We start from the raw sequence: 20,926 nt of genomic DNA on the forward strand, positions 1-20,926 counted from the left end.
GCCCGGGCCGGCCGCCTACATCAGGACGCGTCCTGTGCGGGGCGCTCGTAGAGAAGTTCCAGGCCGTCCTCGTCGTCCATCAGCTCGCCGACGTGGACGAAGCCGAACTTCGCGATCGTGGCCAGCGAGGCGACGTTGTCCGGGCTGACCGAGGCGCGCACGACGAGCGCGTCGGGCGCCTCGGCGGCCCGCTTGAGCATGGCCGCCAGCAGCGCCGTGGCGTAGCCCTTGCGGCGGTGCCCGGGATCCACGGAGTAGCCGACCTCGACCATGCCCCGCTCATCCGGGGGGCCGTGGAAGCCGCCGCGCCCGACGATCTCACCGTCGGCGTTGAGGGCCACCTGCGGCAGGGCCCACGCCTCGGCGGCGGGGTCCACGGCCAGCAAATCGACACGGTACTTCCAGGTGCGCTTGTTGCGTTCGCTGATCAGCTCCGGCGTCAGCTCGATCCCGGTCAGGCGGCTGCCCTCGGCGAGGTCGTCGGCGAGCAGGGCCTTCAGTGCCTCGTGCGACAGGTCGACCAGGCGGACGGGTGGTACGTCATGTGTAGTCATCGGTGGCATCGTCGCCGCTGGTGATCACCGTGTCGACCGCTTAACTAGCGCACCGAGTTGATCGCCTTGGCGATGCGCTGCTCGGAGATCGCGTAGGCCGTGCCGAGCCCCTGCGCGAAGTAGCTGACCCGCAGTTCCTCGATCATCCAGCGGATGTTCTTGACGTCGACCGAGGACCGCCGCGAGGGCGGCAGCTCGGCGAGCAGCTTCGCGTAGGCCTCCTCGACGTACTCCAGCTGCTCGGTCAGGTCCCGGTCGCGGCCGGGGTTCTGGCCGATCCGGTCGAGGCGCCGGTCGACGGCCTCCAGGTAGCGCGGCAGGTGCGCGAGCATGTGCAGCCCGGTCGCCGAGACGAACCCGGGGAACACCAGGCCGTTGAGCTGCTGGCGCATGTCGGTCAGCGACGGCAGCCAGGCCAGGTTGCCCGTTCCCTTCAGGCGCTTGTCGATGCGGTGCCAGATGACCAGCACCTTGCGGACGGTCTGCACCGCCAGGTCGGTGGTGTCGATCAGCTCGGCGCGGAAGGCGTCGTGGAGCGCGGTGAAGGAGTCGCGGTCCCACACGACCCCGCCGTTGCGGGTCATGAGGGTGTCGGCGGCGCAGGTGACGCAGTCGTCGAAGAGGTCGCCCATCTTGGCGTAGGGGTTGGCCGCCAGCGCCAGCTTCGCGGGGTTGGACAGGCGCCCGAGGACGTGCTTGATCGGCGAGGGACTGTTGAGCAGCAGGAGCCTGCGGGTGCCCGCCCACATCGCGCGGCTCTGCTCGGCGGGGGTGTCGAGCAGGCGGATGGCGACGCTGGCGCCCTCGTCGACCAGGGCCGGGTAGGACTTGATCTCGTAGCCGCCGCGTTTGCGTTCGTACAGGCGCGGCAGCGCGCCGAAGTCCCAGGTCCGCAGGCCCTCGCGGGTGACGCTGTCGGCGTCGAGGTTCACCTCGGCGCGGATCTGGCCGGCCAGTTCGGTGCGCAGCGCCGAGAGGTCGCGGCTCTCACCGATGCGCTTGCCCTTGTCGTCGAGGATGCGAAAGGTCATCAGCAGGTGCGCCGGGACCTTCGTGAAGTCCCAGGAACCGTGCGGGACCGGCACGCCGGTCAGGGTCCGCAGCGCCGTCTCCAGCTCGTCGGTCATCGAGCGCTCGCCGGGCGACATGGTGTGCAGCGCGGCGCGGGCGTAGTCCGGGGCGGGCACGAAGTTGCGGCGGAGGTTCTTCGGCAGCGACTTGATCAGCGTGGTCGCCAGTTCCTCGCGCAGGCCCGGGATCTGCCAGGTGAACTCCTCCGGCGTGATCTGGTTGAGCACCGGGAGTGGAATGTGGACGGTGACGCCGTCGGCGGCGTCGCCCGGCTCGAACTGGTAGGACAGACGCAACCGGATGCCGGCCGCGCTGTCCCAGAAGTCGGGGTAGTCGTCGCGGTTGACGCCGCCGGCGCCCTCGTTGATGAGCATCGACTTCTCGAAGCTCAGCAGGTCGGGCTGATCGTGGCGGGCCTTCTTCCACCAGGAGTCGAAGTGCCTGCCGGAGACGACGTCGGCGGGGATCCGCTGGTCGTAGAAGTCGAAGAGCGTCTCGTCGTCGACGAGGATGTCGCGGCGGCGGACCCGGTGCTCCAGCTCCTCGACGTCGTCGAGCAGCGCGCGGTTGTCGCTGAAGAAGCGGTGGTGGGTGTCCCAGTCGCCTTCGACGAGGGCGCTGCGGATGAACAGTTCCCGCGCCACCGGCGGGTCGATGCGCCCGTAGTTGACCTTGCGTTTGGCCACGATCGGCACGCCGTAGAGCGTGACCTTCTCGAAGGCCATCACCGCGGCGGCCTTCTTCTCCCAGTGCGGCTCGCTGTAGGTCCGCTTCACGAGGTGGCCGGCGAGCGGTTCGACCTGCTCGGGCTCGATCTTGGCGGCGATGCGGCCCCACAGGCGGGAGGTCTCGACCAGTTCGGCCGCCATCACCCAGCGCGGCGTCTTCTTGAACAGCGAAGAGCCCGGGAAGATCGCGAACCTCGCGCCCCGGGCCCCGGTGTACTCGCGCTTGTCGCCGTCCTTGAGGCCGATGTGGCTCAGCAGACCCGACAGGAGCGCGGTGTGCACGTTCTTGGGGTCGGCGACGGTGTCGCCCGGCTGGATCCCGAGTCCTTTGAGGACCTGGCGGAGCTGGCTGTGGATGTCCTGCCACTCGCGCACCCGCAGGAAGTTCAGGTACTCCGACTTCACCGTGCGGCGGAACTGGTTCGACGACAGCTCGCGCTGCTGCTCGGTGAGGTGGTTCCACAGGTTGACGTAGGCCATGAAGTCCGACTCGGGGTCGGCGAAGCGGGCGTGCTTCTGGTCGGCGGCCTCGCGCTTCTCGACCGGACGCTCCCGCGGGTCCTGAATGGACAGCGCCGAGGCGATGATCATGACCTCGCGCACGCAGCCGTTGCGCTCGGCCTCCAGGACCATCCGCGCCAGGCGCGGGTCGACGGGCAGCGCGGCCAGCTTGCGGCCCAACTGCGTCAGGCGCTTGCGCGGATCCTCCTGCGCCGGGTCGATCGCGCCCAGCTCGACCAGCAGCTCGATGCCGGCCTTGATGTTGCGGCGGTCGGGCGGGTCGATGAAGGGGAAGCTCTCGATCTCGCCGAGCCCGGCGGCGGTCATCTGCAGGATGACCGAGGCCAGGTTGGTGCGCAGGATCTCCGGATCGGTGTACTCCGGACGCGAGGTGAAGTCGGTCTCGGCGTACAGCCGGATGCAGATGCCGTCGGAGGTACGGCCGCAGCGGCCCTTGCGCTGATTGGCCGAGGCCTGCGACACCGGCTCGATCGGCAGGCGCTGCACCTTCGTGCGGTGGCTGTAGCGCGAGATCCGCGCGGTGCCCGGGTCGACCACGTACTTGATGCCCGGGACCGTCAGCGAGGTCTCGGCGACGTTGGTGGCCAGTACGATCCGCCGGCCGGGATGCGACTGGAAGATCCGCTGCTGCTCGGCGCTGGAGAGCCTGGCGTACAGGGGAAGCACCTCGGTGTTGCGGTACTTCTTCTTGTTCAGCGCGTCGGCGGTGTCGCGGATCTCGCGCTCGCCGGACAGGAAGACCAGCACGTCGCCGGGCGCTTCGAGGGACAGTTCCTCGACGGCCTCGATGATCGCCGAGATCTGGTCGGGGTCCTCGTCGCGGTCCTCGGCCTCGTCGAAGATCGGCCGGTAGCGGACCTCGACGGGATAGGTGCGCCCCGAGACCTCGATGACGGGCGCGTCGCCGAAGTGCTGGGAGAAGCGCTCGGTCTCGATGGTCGCCGAGGTGATGACGACCTTCAGGTCCGGCCGGCGGGGCAGGAGCTGCTTGAGGTAGCCGAGGATGAAGTCGATGTTGAGGCTGCGCTCGTGGGCCTCGTCGATGATGATCGTGTCGTAGGCGCGCAGCAGCCGGTCGGACTGGATCTCGGCGAGCAGGATGCCGTCGGTCATCAACTTGACGAGGGTGTTGTCGCCGACCTTGTCGGTGAAGCGGACCTTCCAGCCGACGGCGCCGCCGAGCTCGGTGCCGAGTTCCTCGGCGATGCGGGAGGCGACGGTGCGTGCGGCCAGGCGGCGCGGCTGGGTGTGGCCGATGCGCCCGCGAATGCCGCGGCCGGCCTCCAGGCAGATCTTGGGGATCTGGGTGGTCTTGCCCGAACCGGTCTCACCGGCGACGATGACGACCTGGTTGTCGCGGATGGCGGCCAGGATCTCGTCGCGGCGCTCGCTGACCGGCAACTGCGGCGGGTAGGTGATCTTCGGCACCGCCGCGCGGCGGGAGGCCATCTTGGCCTCGGCCTGCTCTATGTTCGTGATGAGTTCGGCGAGGACGCCCGGGTTCGGCTCGGCCCCGCGCAGACCGTCCAGCCTGCGACGCAGGCGCGCCTCGTCGGCGGGCAGGAGCTCGGACAGGCGGCGGCGCAGGGCGGCGGGGGAGGATCGGTCAGGCGCAGTCATGGCCGATCAAGAATAGGCCAGCACTGTGACGAGGTCGTCTGGTTTTCCGTCACGCCCTCTTGGGCATACCCACCAGCCCCATTTGTAGGAACCCTCCAACAGACCTCGTTCGATCTCGTAGGCGGCGCTCTCGCGCGGAGAGTGACAAGTGGGCGACAGTCAACGGGTGCTAGCTCTACTGGCTCCAGGCCAGGGCTCCCAGAAGCCCGGCTTCCTGTCCCCCTGGCTCGACCTCCCGGGCGCGCGAGCGCGCCTGAACTGGTGGTCGGCCCTCGCCGGCGTCGACCTGGTCCACCTGGGCACCGAAGCCGACGCCGACGAGATCAAGGACACCGCCAAGACCCAGCCCCTGCTGGTCGCCGCCGGTCTCCTGGCCGCCGAGCACCTCCCGCTGCACGACGTGGGCCTGCTCGCCGGGCACTCGATCGGCGAGATCACCGCCGGGTCGCTGGCCGGGGTCTTCTCCAGTGAGACCGCGCTGACGCTGGCCGCCGTCCGCGGCCGCGAGATGGCCGCCGCCTGCGCCCTCGAAGAGACCGGGATGGCCGCCGTCCTCGGCGGGGACCCCGACGAGGTCGCCGCCGCCATCGAGGCCGCCGGCGCCTACGCCGCCAACGTCAACGGCGCCGGGCAGACCGTCGCCGCCGGCTCGGCCGAGGCGATCGACAAACTCGCCGCGCAGCCGCCCGCGAAGGCCCGGATCATCAAGCTCCAGGTCGCCGGTGCCTTCCACACCCCGTACATGGCCACCGCCCGCGCGGCCCTCGAAGAGCTCGCCGGCGGCATCACCAGCCACGACCCGCGCCGGATCCTGCTGTCCAACGCCGACGGCGCCGCCGTCGCGGGCGGCCAGGAGACCGTGCGCCGTCTGGTCCGCCAGGTCACCTCGCCGGTCCGCTGGGACAAGTGCATGACGACGCTCGCCGACCTCGGCGTCACCGCGATCATCGAGCTGCCGCCCGCCGGGACGCTCGCGGGTCTGGCGAAGCGCGCGCTCAAGGGCATCGAGATCGTCACCGTCAACACGCCCGACGACCTCGGCAAGGCCCGCGACCTGATCGCGCGGCACGGGGTGGTGCCGAGCACCGAGCCCGGCGTCTCGTTCCACGTCGCGGTCTCACCGGCCGCCGGGCGATTCGCCCCGGCCGAGATCGCCGAGGGCGCCGAGGTCACCGAGGGCGACCTGCTCGGACGGGTGCTGACCCGCCGGGAGCCCGTCGACCTCGTCGCCGCGCACACCGGAGTGCTCGTCGAATGGCTCGCCTCCGACGACGACCCGATCGCCGCCGGTCAACCGCTCGCCCGCATCCATCCTGGAGGCATCCTGTGACCACCGGCGTCAACGGGACCAAGGTCATCGGCATCGGCCACTACCAGCCGTCGAAGATCCTCACCAACGAAGACCTCGCCAAGATGGTCGAGACCAACGACGAGTGGATCGTCAGCCGGGTCGGCATCAAGGAGCGGCGCGTCGCCGAGGACGAGTCGGTCGCCGACATGGCCGCCTCGGCCGCCGAGAAGGCCCTGGCCGGCTCGGGCCTGGCCGCCGCCGACGTCGACATCGTCGTCGTGGCCACGTGCAGCGCCGTCGACCGCGTGCCCAACGTCGCCGCGACCGTCGCCGCCCGGCTCGGGATCACCGCGCCCGCCGCGATGGACGTCAACACCGCCTGCTCGGGCTTCTCCCACGCCGTCGCCGTCGCCGACCACGCCATCCGCGCCGGCGCCGCCACCAGGGCGCTGGTCATCGGCGTCGAGAAGCTCTCCGACTTCACCGACTGGACCGACCGCTCGACGTGCATCCTCTTCGGCGACGGCGCCGGCGCGGTGGTCCTGGCCCCCGTCGAGGGCGACGAGGCCCCCGGAGTCGGCCCGGTCGTGTGGGGATCGGTTCCCGAGATGAGCACCGCCGTGCGCATCTCCGCCGAGCACCCCTACATCAACCAGGACGGCCAGTCGGTGTTCCGCTGGGCGACCACGACCCTCGCCCCGCTGGCCCGCAAGACCGCCGAGGCGGCCGGGGTCGACATCGGTGACGTGGGCGCGGTCGTCTTCCACCAGGCCAACCTGCGCATCATCGAGGGCATCGCGAAACGACTGGGCGCCGACAACGCCGTCATCGCCCGTGACATCGTGGAGTCGGGCAACACCTCCGCGGCGTCGGTCCCTCTCGCTCTGTCCAAGATGGTGGCGCGCGGCGAGATCGCTTCGGGCGCGCCGGTCCTGCTCTTCGGCTTCGGAGGCGGGCTCACCTACGCCGGCCAGATCATCCGTTGCCCCTAGCTGTCACCCAGAAGTGACTGACAACCGGAAGGAAGAACCAGTAATGACCCGTGACGAGATCCGTGAAGGCCTTGCCGAAATCCTCGAAGAGGTCGCCGGTGTGAACCCCGAGGACGCCGCCGAGGACAAGTCGTTCACCGACGACCTGGACGTCGACTCGCTGTCCATGGTCGAGGTCGTCGTCGCCGCCGAAGAGCGCTTCAACGTCAAGATCCCCGACGACGAGGTCCAGAACCTCAAGACGGTCGGTGACGCCGTGACGTTCATCGAGAAGGCTCCCAAGTGACCGACGTAGTCATCACAGGTCTAGGCGCGACGACCCCGCTCGGCGGGGACGTCGCGTCCACCTGGGAGGCCATGCTCGAAGGCCGCTCGGGTGTCGGACCGCTCACCCAGGACTGGGCCGCGCAGCTGCCGGTGCGCATCGCCGCGCAGCTGGCCGTCGAGCCCTCGGAGAAGATCGATCGGGTGCGCCTGCGCCGGCTCGACCGCAGTGAGCAGATCGCGATCATCGCCGCGCGTGAGGCCTACGCCGACGCCGGACTGGCCGCGGTCGACGACGACGTCGACAAGTACCGCCTCGGCGTCTGCTTCGGCAGCGGGATCGGCGGGGCGACCACCCTGCTCGCCCAGGACGACATCCTGGAGGCCTCCGGCCCCCGCCGGGTGTCGCCGCACACCGTGCCGATGCTCATGCCGAACGGGCCGGCCGCCTGGATCGGCCTCGAACTGGGCGCCAAGGCCGGGGTGCACGCCCCGACCAGCGCCTGCGCGACGGGCAACGAGGCCATCGCGTGGGGCCTCGACATGATCCGCTCCGGCCGCGCCGACATCGTCGTCGCCGGCGGCTGCGAGGCGGTCATCCACGCCCTGCCGCTGGCCGGTTTCGCCTCGATGCGGGCCCTTTCGACCCGCAACGACGAACCGCAGCGCGCCTCCCGTCCCTGGGACAAGGCCCGCGACGGCTTCGTCATGGGCGAAGGCGCCGGTGCGGTGGTCCTGGAGCGTGCCGACCACGCCGCCGCGCGCGGCGCGAAGGTCTACGCCAGGCTCGCCGGCGCGGGTCTGACCTCCGACGGCTTCGACATCGTCCAGCCCGACCCCGAGGGCGGCATCCGCGCGATGCGCTTCGCGCTCAGCGACGCAGGCCTGGAAGGCGGCGACGTCAAGCACGTCAACGCCCACGCCACCTCGACTCCCGTCGGGGACGTCGGCGAGGTGCACGGCATCAAGACCGCCATCGGCGACCACGTGCTGCTGACCAGCACCAAGTCGATGACCGGTCACCTGCTGGGCGGCGCCGGTGCCGTCGAGTCGATCGCCGCGATCCTGGCCGTGCGAAACGACGTGGTCCCTCCGACCATCAACCTCGAGGACCCCGACGACGCGCTCGACCTCGAAGTCGCCCGCGACGTCAAGCGGGAGATGGCCGTCCCGGCCGCCCTGAACAACTCCTTCGGCTTCGGCGGGCACAACGTGTCGCTGCTGTTCGTGAAGGCCTGAGGACGAAATGACGACCCCGGTCACCGCCGAGGCGCCCGTGATCGACCGGCGCGACCCGGAGGTGCGGCTGCGTGACCTGTTCGACCAGGGCACGATGCGCCACATCTCCGGTCGCGACGACTCGGGCGTGATGACCGCGCGCGGCGACGTGAACGGGACACCGGTGGTCGCCTACTGCTCCGACGCCCGCCTGATGGGCGGCGCGATGGGGCTCGACGGGTGCGCGCACACCGTCGAGGCGATCGACCTCGCCGTTCGCGAGCGCGTGCCGGTGGTCGGGATCTGGCACTCGGGGGGAGCCCGCCTCGCCGAGGGCGTGGTGGCGCTCGACGCGGTCGGGCAGGTCTTCGCCGCGATGGTGCGCGCGTCGGGCCGGGTCGCGCAGATCTCGATCGTGCTCGGCCCGGCCGCCGGCGGCGGCGCCTACGGGCCGGCGCTGACCGACGTGGTGATCATGTCCGACGCGGGCCGGATCTTCGTGACCGGTCCCGAGGTCGTCCGCAGCGTGACCGGTGAGCAGGTCGACATGGCCAGGCTCGGCGGTCCCGAACCGCACGGCCGCCGCTCGGGCGTGGTGCACGTGACCACGAAGACCGAGGCGGAGGCGATCGACACGGGCCGCCGCGTCGCCTCCCTGCTGGGCGGGCAGGGCCGCCTGTCGGTGGCCGACGCCTCGCCGAGCGAGGACCTGTCGCTGCTGCTCCCCGACCGCGCCAACCGCGCCTACGACGTCAAGCCGGTCGTGCGGCGTCTCCTCGACGATCCCGAGGGGAGCGACATCGAGGCGCCGGTGGAGCTGCACGCCCGCTGGGCGCCCAACATCGTGACCACGCTCGGCCGCTTCGGCGGGCGCACGATCGGCGTGATCGCCAACAACCCGCTGCGGCTCGGCGGCTGCCTCGACACGTCCAGCGCGGAGAAGGCGGCCCGCTTCGTGCGCATGTGCGACGCGCTCGGGGTTCCGCTGGTGGTGCTGGTCGACGTGCCCGGGTACCTGCCCGGCCTCGGCCAGGAATGGGACGGCGTGGTGCGACGCGGCGCGAAACTGCTGCACGCCTTCGCCGAGGCGGTCGTCCCGCGTGTCACCCTCGTGACGCGCAAGACCTACGGCGGCGCCTACATCGCGATGAACGGACGCGCGCTCGGCGCGACGGCGGTCTTCGCGTGGCCCGACGCCGAGGTCGCCGTCATGGGCGCCGCCGCCGCGGTGAACATCCTGCACCGCAGGAAGCTCGCCGCCTGCCCGCCCGAGCAGCGCGAGGTCCTGCGGCAGGAGCTGATCGCCGAACAGGAGCGGGTCGCCGGCGGTGTTGCCAAGGCCGTCGAGATCGGCGTCGTCGACGAGGTCATCAAGCCGGCCGACACGCGCCGGCGCATCGCCGAGGCGATCGCGGCGGCACCGGCCGCGCGCGGCGCGCACGGCAACATCCCCCTGTAGGACGAAGCGCTTTCACGATGCCCCGGTCCGGTGCGGACCGGGGCATCGATGCGTCCTGGAGCCCGCACGCGTGGCCTCGTCTCGACCCGGCGCGATGACCGTTGTGCGATTCGACGGACTTGTGCAACGTTGTCGGCGTTCGACGCCTCTTCGACGTTTGGAGCCGAGATGGATCCCGCGATCGTCCTCGCGACAGCCCTCATCGTCGTCTTCCCGGTCACCGTCGGCGTAATCGCCTACGTCGTCGCCCGCCGCAAGGAAAACGAACGGGTCGCCGCGCTCGCCGCGACCCGGCCATCGCGGGCACGGCTTCCACCCGCGGGCTCACCGGTCTCCGTCGAGGCGCTCGGCCGCCACGTGCAGACCTACACCACCGACAACAACCGCCGGGCCGTCACCGCGATCTGCGCGTTCTGCGGCGGGTTGATCGTGCTGGCCTTCGCGGTTCCGGCGACGGTCCTCACCTGGGACAGCGTCACGACCCCCGGCCCTTGCGGCGGTGTCCTGCTCGGCGGCGGGCTGGGCGCCGTGGCCTTCGGGCTCGTCCTGGGCGGCCTCTCCTGGGCCAGGCGCGGTGAGGTCTTCGACGTCCACGAGGGCGGCCTCGCGCACTCCTACGCCGGTGCCACCAGGACCTTCGCGTGGGACACCATCGCCGATGTGAAACCCACACCCGGCAACGGCGGCTGGTACCACCGGGTGACCGGCCGAGACGGGCACTGCCGCTTCCTGCTGCACGGCGGCGGCACCGTGACGGTCACCGGCTTCACGCCGGGCGCGGAGTACCTGGTGCAGGCCGTCGAGCGCGCGGTGTTCCACGGTGAGACGCCCGGCGCGCGGAGTCTGCCCTGCACGATCTGCGCGGGGACCGGCGGCTACGCCGATGGGAGCATGTGCGACCTGTGCGGTGGGACCGGGCGCTCGGGGAGGTGAGCAGATGCCCCGGCACGACGGCCGGGGCATCGCGGTCAGGCGACCGCGCGCCTGCGCAGCCCGGCCACGCCCGCGGCCGTGAACAGCACCGCCAGGGCCGCGAGGGCGAGCACCGGCAGGGCCGTGAAGTCGCCGCCGGAGATCACCTTGGGCAGGTACAGGAAGGGAATGACGGTCTTCGAGGCCGAGTAAGGGATCCCGACGATCGGCCCGAGGATCTCCCCGAAGAGGTTGACGAAGAGGAAGACGCCCCAGCAGATCCAGCCGGTCGCCTTCGGCAGCAGCCCGAAGGCGAGCACGCCGACCGAGGCGGTCGCCCAGACGGCGGGTGTCTGGAGGGCGACGGCGCCGAGCACGCGCCACGGGTCGCCGGCCACCGCGCCCATCGCGAGTCCGCCGAGGGTGAGGATCGCGGCGGAGCCGGCGGCGGCGATGAGCAGGTGCCCGCCGGCCCAGCGGGTGCGGGAGAGGGCCCCGGCGAGGAGGAGTTCGGCGCGGCCCCCGGTCTCCTCGGCGCGCATGCGCAGGACGGCGAGGAGCGGGTAGAGGGCGGTGACGTAGCCGAGGCTGAGGGCCATGAGCCACAGGTAGGTGTCGACGAGGTCGGTGTGGCCGCCAGCTGCGTAGCGGTCGAAGAACTCGGTGATGGACGCGCCCTGCCCGGCCAGGCCGGGGATGGCCGTGGCGAGTGAGCCGAAGGCGATTCCGGCGACGGTGATCCCGGCGAGCCACCCGGTGAGCAGTCCGCGCTGGACGCGCCAGGCGAGCGCGAGCGGGGAGCGGAGCCGACCGTCGGCGGGGCCGGACTTCTGGGCGATGAGGCCGGCGCCGAGGTCGCGCCGGGCTCGCAGGGCGTAGGCGCCGGTGGTGGCCGCCGTGGTCAGGGCGAGGCTGAGGGCGAGCGGGGTGAGGTCGTTGCCGGCGTAGGCCTTGACGAGGTGGCTCCAGCCTTGCGGGGAGAACCACTTGAGCGGTTCGCGGTCGCCGCCGTCGGCGAGGAAGCGCAGGACGTAGCCGACGGCGAGGGCGAGTCCGGCGAGGCCGACGGCGCCGCGGGCGTTGTCGGTGAGCTGCGCGGCGAGGGCGGCGACGGCCGCGAAGACGATGCCGACCGCGGCCACGGCAAGGCCGAACGCGATGGAGCCTTCGGCGTCGAAGCCCTGCTTCATCATGCCGAGGGCGGCGACGAGTCCGGTGAGGGCGCAGGCCGACCAGGTGAACAGCAGCGCGGCGGAAAGCGGTGCGGCACGGCCGACGGCTCCGGCGCCGAGGAGTTCGGCGCGGCCGCCGTCCTCCTCGGCGCGGGTGTGGCGCACGACGGTGAGGACGGCGACGAGGCCGATGAGGACGAAGACGGTGTCGGCGATCTTCCAGACGGTCATGCCGGGGAGAGTCGGTGAGTAGACCTGGCCGGAGAAGGCGAGCAGGGCCTTGTTGCCGGCCATCTCGGCGGCGAAGTCGGCGATCGCGGAGTCGGAGGTGAAGGTGGCGGCGTAGCGGCCGGCCTGCCCGGCGGCGAAGGAGCCGAGCAGGAGGATCCACAGTGGAGCGAGGACGCGTTCGCGGCGCAGGACGAGCCGCAGGAGCCGGAGTGTGCCGGTCATCGGACCGTCGCCTCGCTTTCGTAGTGGCGCAGGAAGAGTTCTTCGAGGGTGGGCGGGCGGCTGGTGATGGAGCGGATGCCGACGGCGGCCAGGAGCCTCATGGCGGCTTCGAGGCGGCCGTCGGCGACGTGGAAGGTGACCGTGTCGCCGTCGGTGGCGACGTCGGTGACGCCGGGGAGGGCGGCCAGGCCCGCCGGGGGTCCGGCGAGGGTGGCGGTGACCGACGTGCGGGTGAGGTGGCGGAGGTCGGCGAGCGTGCCGGTCTCGACGGTGCGGCCCTTGCGGACGATGCTGACGCGGTCGCAGAGGGCCTCGACCTCGGAGAGGATGTGGCTGGACAGGAGGATCGTGCGGCCCCGGTCGCGTTCGGCGAGGACGCGGCGCTGGAAAACGGCCTCCATCAGCGGGTCGAGGCCCGAGGTTGGTTCGTCGAGGATGAGGAGTTCGGCGTCGGAGGCGAAGGCGGCGATGAGGGCGACCTTCTGGCGGTTGCCCTTGGAGTAGGCGCGGCACTTCTTGCGGGGGTCGAGGTCGAAGAGTTCGATGAGCTCGTTGCGGCGCGCGGTGGGGGTGTTGGGGGCACGGGTGGAGGCGACGCCGCGGACCGCGCCGAGGAGGTCGATCGCCTCGCCGCCGGTGAGCTGCGGCCACAGGTCCACGTCGCCGGGGACGTAGGCGATACGGCGGTGGAGTTCGGTGGCGTCGCGCCACGGGTCGCCGCCGAGGACGACGGCCCGCCCCCCGTCGCCGCGCATGAGGCCGAGCAGGATCCGGATCGTCGTGGACTTGCCGGCGCCGTTCGGGCCGAGGAAACCGTGGATCTCGCCGGCGTGGACTTCGAGGTCGAGGCCGTCGAGGGCGGTGGTGGCGCCGAAGCGCTTGCGGAGGCCGGTGGCGGTGATGGGGGTGGGAGCGATCATGGTTTTTATCTTTCAGTAAGTAGTGAACCTTCTGAACGTTGTTGACGGTACACCCGTGCTGGGACGAGGGCTAGGGGGCGGGTGGAGCGGGCAGGGCTGGGGTGGAGCGGGGCAGGCGGGGCGGGTGGAGATCCGGTGTGAGGGCTGCGGGGGGGCAGGGGGCGGGCTGGGCACGGACTGCGCGTGGCGACTGGGCGGGTGGCGGGGACTGCGGGGAACCCGGCGGGCGGACACCCGGCGAGGGGCGGTGCCGGGCTGGGCGCGGGGCGGGCTGCGGGAAGGGCCTGCCGGAGGACTGGACTAGGCAGACTGGGCGCGGAACGGGGCAACGAATGTCCCGCAGGGGATCAGCGGTGCTGGGCGGCACGCGAGCGCAAACTCGCAGGAAGGCGAATCCGGCGACGGCCAGCGCTTGGGCGCAGGTCCGGCGGGAGAGGCCGGAAAGTCCCACGCTGGCGGGCGAGCGCGTGGGCACGGTCCGGCGGGAGAGGCCGGGAAGCCCACGGTGCCGGACCAGCGCGTGAGCGCAGGTCCAGCGGGAGAGACCGGGAAGCCCCACGGTGCCGGACCAGCGCGTGAGCGCAGGTCCGACCGGCGGAAGGGGAAGCCCGGCGGCGCGCAGCCGGTGGGCGCAGGAGCGGCGAGGGAGCGGGAAAACCTGACGCCTCTGAACCGGTCGTGGGCGCAGACCCGCCGGGAGGAAGAGGTAACCCGCCGACGTTGGGCCGACGCCTCGGCGGAGAACCCGGCGGCGCCGGGCGAGCGGATGGAGCGGGCAACCGGGACGGGAATCCCGCGCAAGGAGGCCGGGGCTCGGGACGCCGGACCGGCGGACCGGCGGACCAGCGTGAGTCGCGGATTGGCGGATTGGCGGATTGGCGTGAGTCCGGCAGGAGATATGCCCGACGACGCCGACTGGCGAGAGGGGAACGCGAGCAGGAGAACCGGATGGTCGGCCGAGGGGCGCCCCCGCAGGTCCCGCCATGGACAGATGAAAGGCGCCCGGCGGACCACCGCCACCGGTGACCTGCGGCCGCGCGAGAACGGCCTGGGAGACGTGTTCACCACCGCAGCACGGTCGCGCGCGGAGGGGTGGGAGTTGACGGCGCGGTCCTCACGTCGGCAGCGCGCGACGCGGCCGCCACCCTCACACCGAGGCCCGCACGGCCCGGCCCAGCTCGGCTCGCACGACCCGGCCCGTCTCGGCCAGTACGGCTCGGCCTGGTTCTGCTTGGTTCTACCTGGCCCTGCCTCACCCGGCCCGGCCCGCCCTGTGCGTGCGCCACGCTAACAGCGCCCGCCCCGCTCCACGACCACCGCTGCGGCCCCAATCGCCATCGCCATCGCCAGCGCCGGGCAGGCACGCCTTGCGGTCCTCCACCCGCGCACCGCCATGCCGCGAGGTGAAGACACAGGGTGGAATCCACCAGGCGCGCCAGGCCCACGCACCCCTCTGCCTCTCGGCCCACACCTGCGACGCAGGCCTGTGCACGCCACTCCTCCGCTCGCCCCGCCCCGCGGTCCCAGCCCGGCCCGTCATCTCAGCCCCGGCGCCGATCGCGTTCCTTCCCTGGGCTTGCCGCGCGAGGGCCGGCGACCCCTCCCCGCCGACATCCCCCATAACCCCTCCCACTCCACTCGCCATCTCCCTTCCCCCCACCCACCGCCATCTCCCTTCCCTCCCACTCCACTCGCCATCTCCCTTCCCTCCCACTCCACTCGCCATCTCCCTTCCCCCCCACCCACCGCCATCTCCCTTCCCCCTGCGCGGCCGGGGTTCGGGTTCGGTTCGGTTCGGGTGGGACGGTCCTTCGCGGAGCTCGGCACTTCCCTCCCACCCCATCCATCACTTCCCCATCTCCTCCTCCCATCTCCCCCGCCGTCCATCACCTCCTCCCCACCCGTCCCGCCGTCCCCATGCCTTGCCACCAGGCGTTCCACCCCATCCCCCACTCCTTCCCCACTCCTCCCCCACCCCGGTCCCCCAGCCGCACTCGATGCCTCCCCACACCCCGCCAGAAAATCTCCACCCGCCGCTGTAGACATCCCTTGCCTCGAGTGCTATCTTTTCTCTTGTAGAACTAAGAGGGTCCATAAGGGACGACAGCGACTAGTCGTCCGTGCTGGATGCAGACCCGCCGGTTCGAGCCGCTAAGGGAACGGGCTCCCGGCGAGGTTCGCGGACGGTCGGCAACACAGACCGTCCCTGGGAAAGGGTGAAGTGAAAGTGCACGGCAAGAGCGCGGCTCAGGCGGCCGGGACCAGGTAAGCGCACGGGGTTCCGGGGCGGTGAGCCGCGAACAGCAACACAGCGCTACCAGAACCACAGCACTACCAGAAACATTGCGATACCAGAAAACCAGCGCTACTAGAAACAGCAATACCAGGCAAGACCGCAATACCAGAAACACGGCAACATCAGAACCGCCGCAACATCAGCAACACAGCAGAACCAGCGACAAGCAAGTCGGCAACACCGAAACAGTAAAGGCCCCAGCGGCCGGAAATCCATGGGAAAGGAGTGAGCGCGCCATCCGATATCACCCGAGCGGTTCGCACGACCCCCGCCGGGTGCAGCGGTCCCATCGAAAGGGAGGTGGTCAGCGGTATCGACAACGCATTCGCGTGTCGCCGCCACCTTCGTGGTCGACGCGCAGTTCGGTACCGGCTCTAACGGCCGGTTGATGGTGTAAGAACACTCCGGGCTCCGGTGCATCCGCACCGGAGCCCCTGTCCGCGTTCATCGAAAGGTTGCGTTTATTGGAAGCACAGGACATCCCCACCACGGGCCACGAGGACAAGTTCGACGACGACAACTACCCCGCCTACAGCATGGGCCGGGCCGCCGAACTCCTCGGCGTGACGCAGGCGTTCCTCCGCTCACTGGACACCGCCGAGCTCATCACCCCGCAGCGCTCCGACGGCGGCCACCGCCGCTACTCCCGCTACCAGCTCCGCCTGGCCGGCCGGGCCCGCGAACTCGTCGACAAGGGCACACCCCTCGAATCGGCCTGCCGCATCATCATCCTCGAAGACCAGCTCGCCGAAGCCCTGCGCATCAACGCCGAGCGCGACGCCCACGGCAAGACCTAGGACGCGCACTGACCTCGACGCCTTCGACCTCGACGCCCTACACCCCGACCCCCTAGACCTCGACGCTCTCGCCGACCGGGATCCGGCTGTACACCGTACGGCCGGCCATGTCGAACCAGCCGTCGACCAGGCCCTGCCCCGCTTCGCTGAGGATCGCGTCGTGAATCGGGTGCGCGCGATGCGGCCGCACCGCCCGCACGAAGTCGAGCGCCTCCGACAGCTTCAGCCACGGCGCGGAGGCCGGCACCAGCAGCGTCCCCACCGGCACCCCGGGCACGAAAAGCGAGTCCCCGGGGTGGTAGACGACCCCGCTCGGCGCGTCCACGAGGAAGCCGAGGTTGGCACAACCCGGCCTGCCCTCGTAGATCTCGGCGTGCTCGCCGCCGACGGCCTCGACCAGGAAACCACCGACGGTACGGTTCTCGCCCGCGCTGATCGGCTCGACGGCGTCGGCGAGGTCGGTCAGCTGCTCGGCCACGTCGGGGTGGGCGTGGATGCGCACACCTCGCTTGGCGGCCTCGGCGAGGAGTTCGGCGTTGAGGTGGTCGTAATGCTCGTGGGTGACCAGCACGTCGGTGACACCGTCGAGTGCCTCCGGCTCGACCCAGACACCGGGATCGATCACCAGGGCGCGGTCCCCGTCGTCAAGGCGGACACAGGCGTGGGTGAACTTGGTCAGTCGCATGGCCCTCAGACTAGGACCGTCCGGCGAATCTTTCCGCCGCGTCGTCGAATCGTTCGGGGCGCTCACGGTCGGCCCCGGACTCGCCCCACCGACGCCGGCCCGACAGTCACGCGAGGGACGGCCACCGATCGGCGGCCCACTCCGGCCATCCCGACCACCCAGGGGGCGGGCCTCCAGGCCCGGGCCCGGCGAGTTCGGCGGCGTCGGGCTCCTCGAACAGCGTCCTCCAGTGCGCGAGATCTGCCTCGCTCATCGCGAAGGTCTGCTCAGGCGTGGTCGACCGGCGATGGGCGATCCGGGCGCGCTGGGTCTCATGGTCCACCGGCATGTACACGAGTTCGCAGGACGCGCCCACGGACGTCACCAGCCAGCGGATCGCCGACCTCTCGTCCCGAGACCAGCATCCGAAGTCCAACACCACGTTGGTCCCCAGCCTCAGCGCCTCCAGACCGAGCCAGAGCAGCCGTCCTTCCAGCACGTCGCGCTTCCCGTCCGGCTGCGGATCGCCGAACAACGGGATCATCCACTCGTCCGGAGTCAGCCGCAGCGCGCTGTGCCGCTTCGCCAGCAGCCGGGCCCTCGTGGTCTTTCCGGACCCCGGCAGCCCGACCGTCAGGAACAAGGTCGTCACGCCCCGATCTTGTCAGGCGGGCCGGATCTCGTGCTTCCCGCTCCTCGCAGAGTCACGGGATACGCCGGACCGCCCCCAGCTTCGCGAGTTCGGCGCTCAACTTCTCCCCCGCCCGGCCGCTCGCCGACAGGCGCACACCGCCCCCGTCGACGCGAACGACGTCGATGACCGGCCCGGGATGGAAACGAAGCTCGGCGATGCCCGAGGCCGGCGTCAGATACCGGTCCTTGAGGGGTTTCCCCCAAAGTTTCCCCAGCGTGCGGCGCACGGGCCGGAAGAACAGCAGCGGGAAGCCGATGACCACGACCGGCAGCAGCATGAGGAAGAGCACGTGGCCGATCGCCTCGGCGACGAGCTGGACGAGCGCCGGCACGCCCCCGACGATCCCCGCCAGCAGGAGGACCGCCCCCAGAGGCACGCTCCCCGACCCGAGTTGCCCGACACCGATGAGCCCGACCACCAGCAGCCACAGCGCCGACAGCCCGACCGCCCAGTCCTCTCCGAGGAAGTCCCACCGGCCCTGCGGCCAGACGTGGAGTCCACGCGCCGAGGCCTTGACCCGCACGCGCCCGCCGGGCTGGGCGTGCACACCGCTCACTGACATGCCGGGAGGGTAAGGGAGCCCCGCAAGATCACGCCGCCACGGGCGCGCGACGGCGGCTGGTGAGCCGGCGGCCGGCGGCCACGACCGGCCACAGGCGCGTGGCCATGTTGCGTACGGCGATGCCGGCGCGGGTGGCGGGGATCAGCAGGTTCGCCGCCGCCCCCACCCCGCGTTGCTTGGCGCCGACGACCGCGCGGTGGCGCTCCTCGTAACGGCGCAGCGCGACGGCCACCGGTGAGCCGTCGGCCAGCTCCTCGGCGAGGGCGCGGGCGCCGACCATGGCCGTCGACGTGCCGTCGCCGAACAGCGAGACGCAGGAGGCTGCGTCGCCGAGAAGGGTCACGCGTCCTTTCGTCCAGGAGTCGATGTCGACGCGGCTGACGGCGTCGAAGTAGAGGTCGGGCGTCTCGGCGACCCGCGCGAGCAGCTCGGGGACCCGCCACCCGTCGCCGGCGTAGACCTCGGCGAGAACCCGCCGGTGCCGGGCGGTGTCGCGGTGATCGAAGTCCGGGATCGGCGGGTGCCGGAAGATGAAGGCCGCCAGCGCCCGTCCGCGCGAAGGGTGCAGGGACAGCATCCTGCCGGGGGTGTTGAACATCAGCACGTCGCGGCCGACCTCCCCCTCGACCGGCATGGTCGCGACGTATAGGCCGAGGCCGCGGACGTACTCGGCCTCCGGGCCGAAGGCGAGGCGGCGGGTCGTCGAGTGCAGACCGTCGGCGCCCACGACGAGGTCGAAGCGGCGGGGCGCGGTCTTCTCGAAGGTGACGTCGACACCCTCGGCGTCCTGGACGAGGGCGGCGATGGAATCGCCGAACAGGTACTCGGCGACGTCCCGGCTCGCCTCGTGGAGCACCGCCGCGAGGTCGCCGCGCGGGATCTCGACCTCACGACCGCCCCCTACGCGCTGGAAGGCGCGGAGGTCGACGTACCCGGTGCGGCGGCCCTTCCCGTTGAGGAAGCTGAGGCCGTCGACCTCGGTCGCCGCCTCCCTGAGACGCCCCATGACGCCCATGGCCTCGGCGACCTCGACGGCGCCGGCACGCACGTCCACAGGGCTGCCGCTGGAGCGCAGGTCGCCGGCGCGCTCCACGACGGTGACCCGGTGGCCGCCACGCGCGAGCCAGTAGGCGAGGGTCGGGCCGGCGACGCCGGCCCCGGAAACAAGGACGTCCATGGGAACGCTCCTCTCGGGGGGATGAGGAAAGCGTAACTGCATCGAGTGCAGAATTGCAATGAGTGCGAGCCGACATCGGATGCAGTACACTCGCGCGCATGACGTCCCTGCGCGACCGCAAGCGCGAACGCACCCGCCGCGCGCTCGTCGAGGCGGCCACCGAGCTGTTCGAGACCCGCGGCTACGACGAGACGACCGTCGCCGACATAGCCGCGGCCGCCGAGATCGGCACCCGCACCTTCTTCAGCTACTTCGCATCGAAGGAGGAGGTCCTCTTCCCCGAGGCCGACGCGCGCATCGCCGCCGCCGTCGAGGCCGTCGCCACGCGCACCCCCGGCGAGACCCCCGCCGAGGTGCTGGTGCGCACGCTCACCGACCTCGGGCCCGCCGCCGACGAGATGCTCGGCCGGACGGCCGCGCTGCGCCTGCGCCTGACCGCCACCGTCCCGGCGGTACGCGGCCGGGGCCTCCAGCTGCAGCTCGACGCGCAGCGCGAGATCGCCCGCCATCTTCGCGACGCCTTCCCCGACCAGCTCGACGAGGTGTCGGCGGGCGCCCTCGTGGGTGCGTTCATCGGCGCGGTGACGGGCGCGCTCCAGGCGATCCTCGACCGGCCCGGCGCGCTCGACGGCGACCCGGCGGCGATGCGCGAGGACCTGAAGGCGGCCACGAAGGTGGCACTGCGCCCCTGGACCCAGGCGGAGTGACCGCACGAGGGCAAGAAAAAACGCGCACCCGGTAACCCGGGTGCGCGTCGAGCCAAGGGCCCGGCAGCGGTCTACTCGCCGCCGAAGACTCCAGCGTCCGCGAGACGCTTCGAGGTCTTGTCCCAGCCGTCCGAGGGGAACGCCGTCGTCAGCGCCTCCAGTTCGGCCTGGATCTTCGCGCCGTGGCCGGCCTCGCCAAGCGAGCGGACCTCTTCGACGAACCGCTCCGAGTCGGTAGCCGCGTGAACGGTCTTGCCGTTGGTGAGGTTGCGGACGTAAACGTGCTTGCCCTGGTTGAGCGGGATGAGGTACTTGAACTCACCCAGCACGCTCAGACCGCCACCCTGGCCTGCCTGGCCGGCGCGGACCGATGCGCGCGCGGTCTTAGACGTGTTGCTGGCCACGCAGCTACTCCTCACGATTAGGTATTGCTGAATATTTCCACTTCACACAAGTCACTTCAACAAGTCACTCGCCCGTCTCGCGAAAGACGGACCGGGCAACTCTACCCGTTGACCTCCCGCAGCGGCCAGCGCCACCTGGGGCACCACCCCCGGGGAGGCGGTGTTTCCCGACACGGGCCGCTCGGCGGCCCGGCGGTGCGGGGTCACCCGCAACAGGCGAACTCTACCCGATCGGCCGAGCGTGCATCCAGCCGACAGCGGAGTGGAGCCGATGGTGACTCCCCGTATCCTCCACCTTGGATAGTCAGATTCCTGGCGGCCAATCTCGCCGAATCACTGGCGCAACGTAGGACCCATAAGTCAAGATGGGGATCGGCTCGTGGGTACGGGCCGTTCTTGCGGTTCGCCAGGTGCGTTGGGGGAAGGCGCATCAAGGACAACCCAGGAGG

The 20,926-nt window shown here is 71.1% G+C and carries 17 protein-coding genes; 8 read left to right on the plus strand and 9 right to left on the minus strand.

Annotated elements, in window-relative coordinates; all coding sequences use genetic code 11:
* Positions 1 to 20: 20 nt before the first annotated feature.
* Positions 21 to 554 carry a GNAT family protein gene (locus AB0I28_RS25195; RefSeq protein ID WP_357497193.1) on the minus strand — a complete coding sequence of 178 codons (534 nt, stop codon included), beginning with the start codon at positions 552 to 554 and terminating at the stop codon, positions 21 to 23.
* Positions 555 to 598: 44 nt separating this feature from the next.
* A complete protein-coding gene (hrpA, locus tag AB0I28_RS25200) occupies positions 599 to 4,495 on the minus strand; it encodes an ATP-dependent RNA helicase HrpA (protein WP_357497195.1) in 3,897 nt (1,298 codons plus the stop codon).
* A gap of 166 nt (positions 4,496 to 4,661) precedes the next feature.
* On the opposite strand from hrpA, the gene AB0I28_RS25205 reads away from it, so the two are divergent.
* From AB0I28_RS25205 to AB0I28_RS25230, 6 genes are all read left to right on the plus strand, one after another.
* Complete coding sequence (locus AB0I28_RS25205; RefSeq protein ID WP_357497197.1) at positions 4,662 to 5,825, plus strand: acyltransferase domain-containing protein; 1,164 nt, start codon at positions 4,662 to 4,664, stop codon at positions 5,823 to 5,825.
* Positions 5,822 to 6,778 carry a beta-ketoacyl-ACP synthase III gene (locus tag AB0I28_RS25210; protein ID WP_357497199.1) on the plus strand — a complete coding sequence of 319 codons (957 nt, stop codon included), beginning with the start codon at positions 5,822 to 5,824 and terminating at the stop codon, positions 6,776 to 6,778. The genes AB0I28_RS25205 and AB0I28_RS25210 overlap by 4 nt, the downstream gene beginning before the upstream one ends.
* 43 nt (positions 6,779 to 6,821) lie before the next feature.
* A complete protein-coding gene (locus AB0I28_RS25215) occupies positions 6,822 to 7,064 on the plus strand; it encodes an acyl carrier protein (protein ID WP_357497201.1) in 243 nt (80 codons plus the stop codon).
* Complete coding sequence (gene fabF, locus AB0I28_RS25220) at positions 7,061 to 8,281, plus strand: beta-ketoacyl-ACP synthase II (RefSeq protein ID WP_357497203.1); 1,221 nt, start codon at positions 7,061 to 7,063, stop codon at positions 8,279 to 8,281. Before AB0I28_RS25215 ends, fabF begins: the two co-directional genes overlap by 4 nt.
* A gap of 7 nt (positions 8,282 to 8,288) precedes the next feature.
* Positions 8,289 to 9,719, plus strand: a complete 1,431-nt coding sequence (locus AB0I28_RS25225) for a carboxyl transferase domain-containing protein (RefSeq protein ID WP_357497205.1) — start codon at positions 8,289 to 8,291, stop codon at positions 9,717 to 9,719.
* Positions 9,720 to 9,887: 168 nt separating this feature from the next.
* Complete coding sequence (locus AB0I28_RS25230; protein ID WP_357497207.1) at positions 9,888 to 10,652, plus strand: hypothetical protein; 765 nt, start codon at positions 9,888 to 9,890, stop codon at positions 10,650 to 10,652.
* A 35-nt stretch (positions 10,653 to 10,687) separates the two neighbouring features.
* Here the strand turns inward: AB0I28_RS25230 and AB0I28_RS25235 are convergent, their stop codons facing one another.
* A complete protein-coding gene (locus AB0I28_RS25235) occupies positions 10,688 to 12,256 on the minus strand; it encodes an ABC transporter permease (protein ID WP_357497209.1) in 1,569 nt (522 codons plus the stop codon).
* A complete protein-coding gene (locus AB0I28_RS25240) occupies positions 12,253 to 13,176 on the minus strand; it encodes an ABC transporter ATP-binding protein (RefSeq protein ID WP_357497211.1) in 924 nt (307 codons plus the stop codon). Before AB0I28_RS25240 ends, AB0I28_RS25235 begins: the two co-directional genes overlap by 4 nt.
* Before the next feature lie 2,832 nt (positions 13,177 to 16,008).
* Here AB0I28_RS25240 and AB0I28_RS25245 point away from each other — a divergent pair.
* Entirely contained in the window at positions 16,009 to 16,269 is a 261-nt protein-coding gene (locus AB0I28_RS25245) for a MerR family transcriptional regulator (RefSeq protein WP_357497271.1), read from the plus strand.
* Between the two features lie 52 nt (positions 16,270 to 16,321).
* Here AB0I28_RS25245 and AB0I28_RS25250 read toward each other — a convergent pair whose 3' ends face one another.
* From AB0I28_RS25250 to AB0I28_RS25265, 4 genes are all read right to left on the minus strand, one after another.
* Positions 16,322 to 16,954, minus strand: coding sequence for an MBL fold metallo-hydrolase (locus tag AB0I28_RS25250; RefSeq protein WP_357497213.1), 633 nt, complete (start codon positions 16,952 to 16,954; stop codon positions 16,322 to 16,324).
* Between the two features lie 106 nt (positions 16,955 to 17,060).
* A complete protein-coding gene (locus AB0I28_RS25255; protein ID WP_357497215.1) occupies positions 17,061 to 17,585 on the minus strand; it encodes an ATP-binding protein in 525 nt (174 codons plus the stop codon).
* A gap of 52 nt (positions 17,586 to 17,637) precedes the next feature.
* Positions 17,638 to 18,189: a hypothetical protein gene (locus tag AB0I28_RS25260; protein ID WP_357497217.1), complete on the minus strand. Its 552-nt coding sequence runs from the start codon at positions 18,187 to 18,189 to the stop codon at positions 17,638 to 17,640.
* Positions 18,190 to 18,217: 28 nt separating this feature from the next.
* Positions 18,218 to 19,366 (minus strand): FAD-dependent monooxygenase, encoded by a 1,149-nt coding sequence (locus AB0I28_RS25265; RefSeq protein ID WP_357497219.1) that lies wholly within the window; start codon positions 19,364 to 19,366, stop codon positions 18,218 to 18,220.
* 98 nt (positions 19,367 to 19,464) lie between these two features.
* Here AB0I28_RS25265 and AB0I28_RS25270 point away from each other — a divergent pair, with 98 nt between their 5' ends.
* Positions 19,465 to 20,073 carry a helix-turn-helix domain-containing protein gene (locus AB0I28_RS25270; RefSeq protein ID WP_357497222.1) on the plus strand — a complete coding sequence of 203 codons (609 nt, stop codon included), beginning with the start codon at positions 19,465 to 19,467 and terminating at the stop codon, positions 20,071 to 20,073.
* A gap of 71 nt (positions 20,074 to 20,144) precedes the next feature.
* Here AB0I28_RS25270 and AB0I28_RS25275 read toward each other — a convergent pair whose 3' ends face one another.
* Positions 20,145 to 20,477: a hypothetical protein gene (locus AB0I28_RS25275; protein WP_357497224.1), complete on the minus strand. Its 333-nt coding sequence runs from the start codon at positions 20,475 to 20,477 to the stop codon at positions 20,145 to 20,147.
* Between the last annotated feature and the right edge of the window lie 449 nt (positions 20,478 to 20,926).

Origin of the sequence: Phytomonospora sp. NPDC050363 (genome assembly GCF_040655735.1) — a bacterium.
In the GTDB taxonomy this organism is placed as follows: domain Bacteria; phylum Actinomycetota; class Actinomycetes; order Mycobacteriales; family Micromonosporaceae; genus Phytomonospora.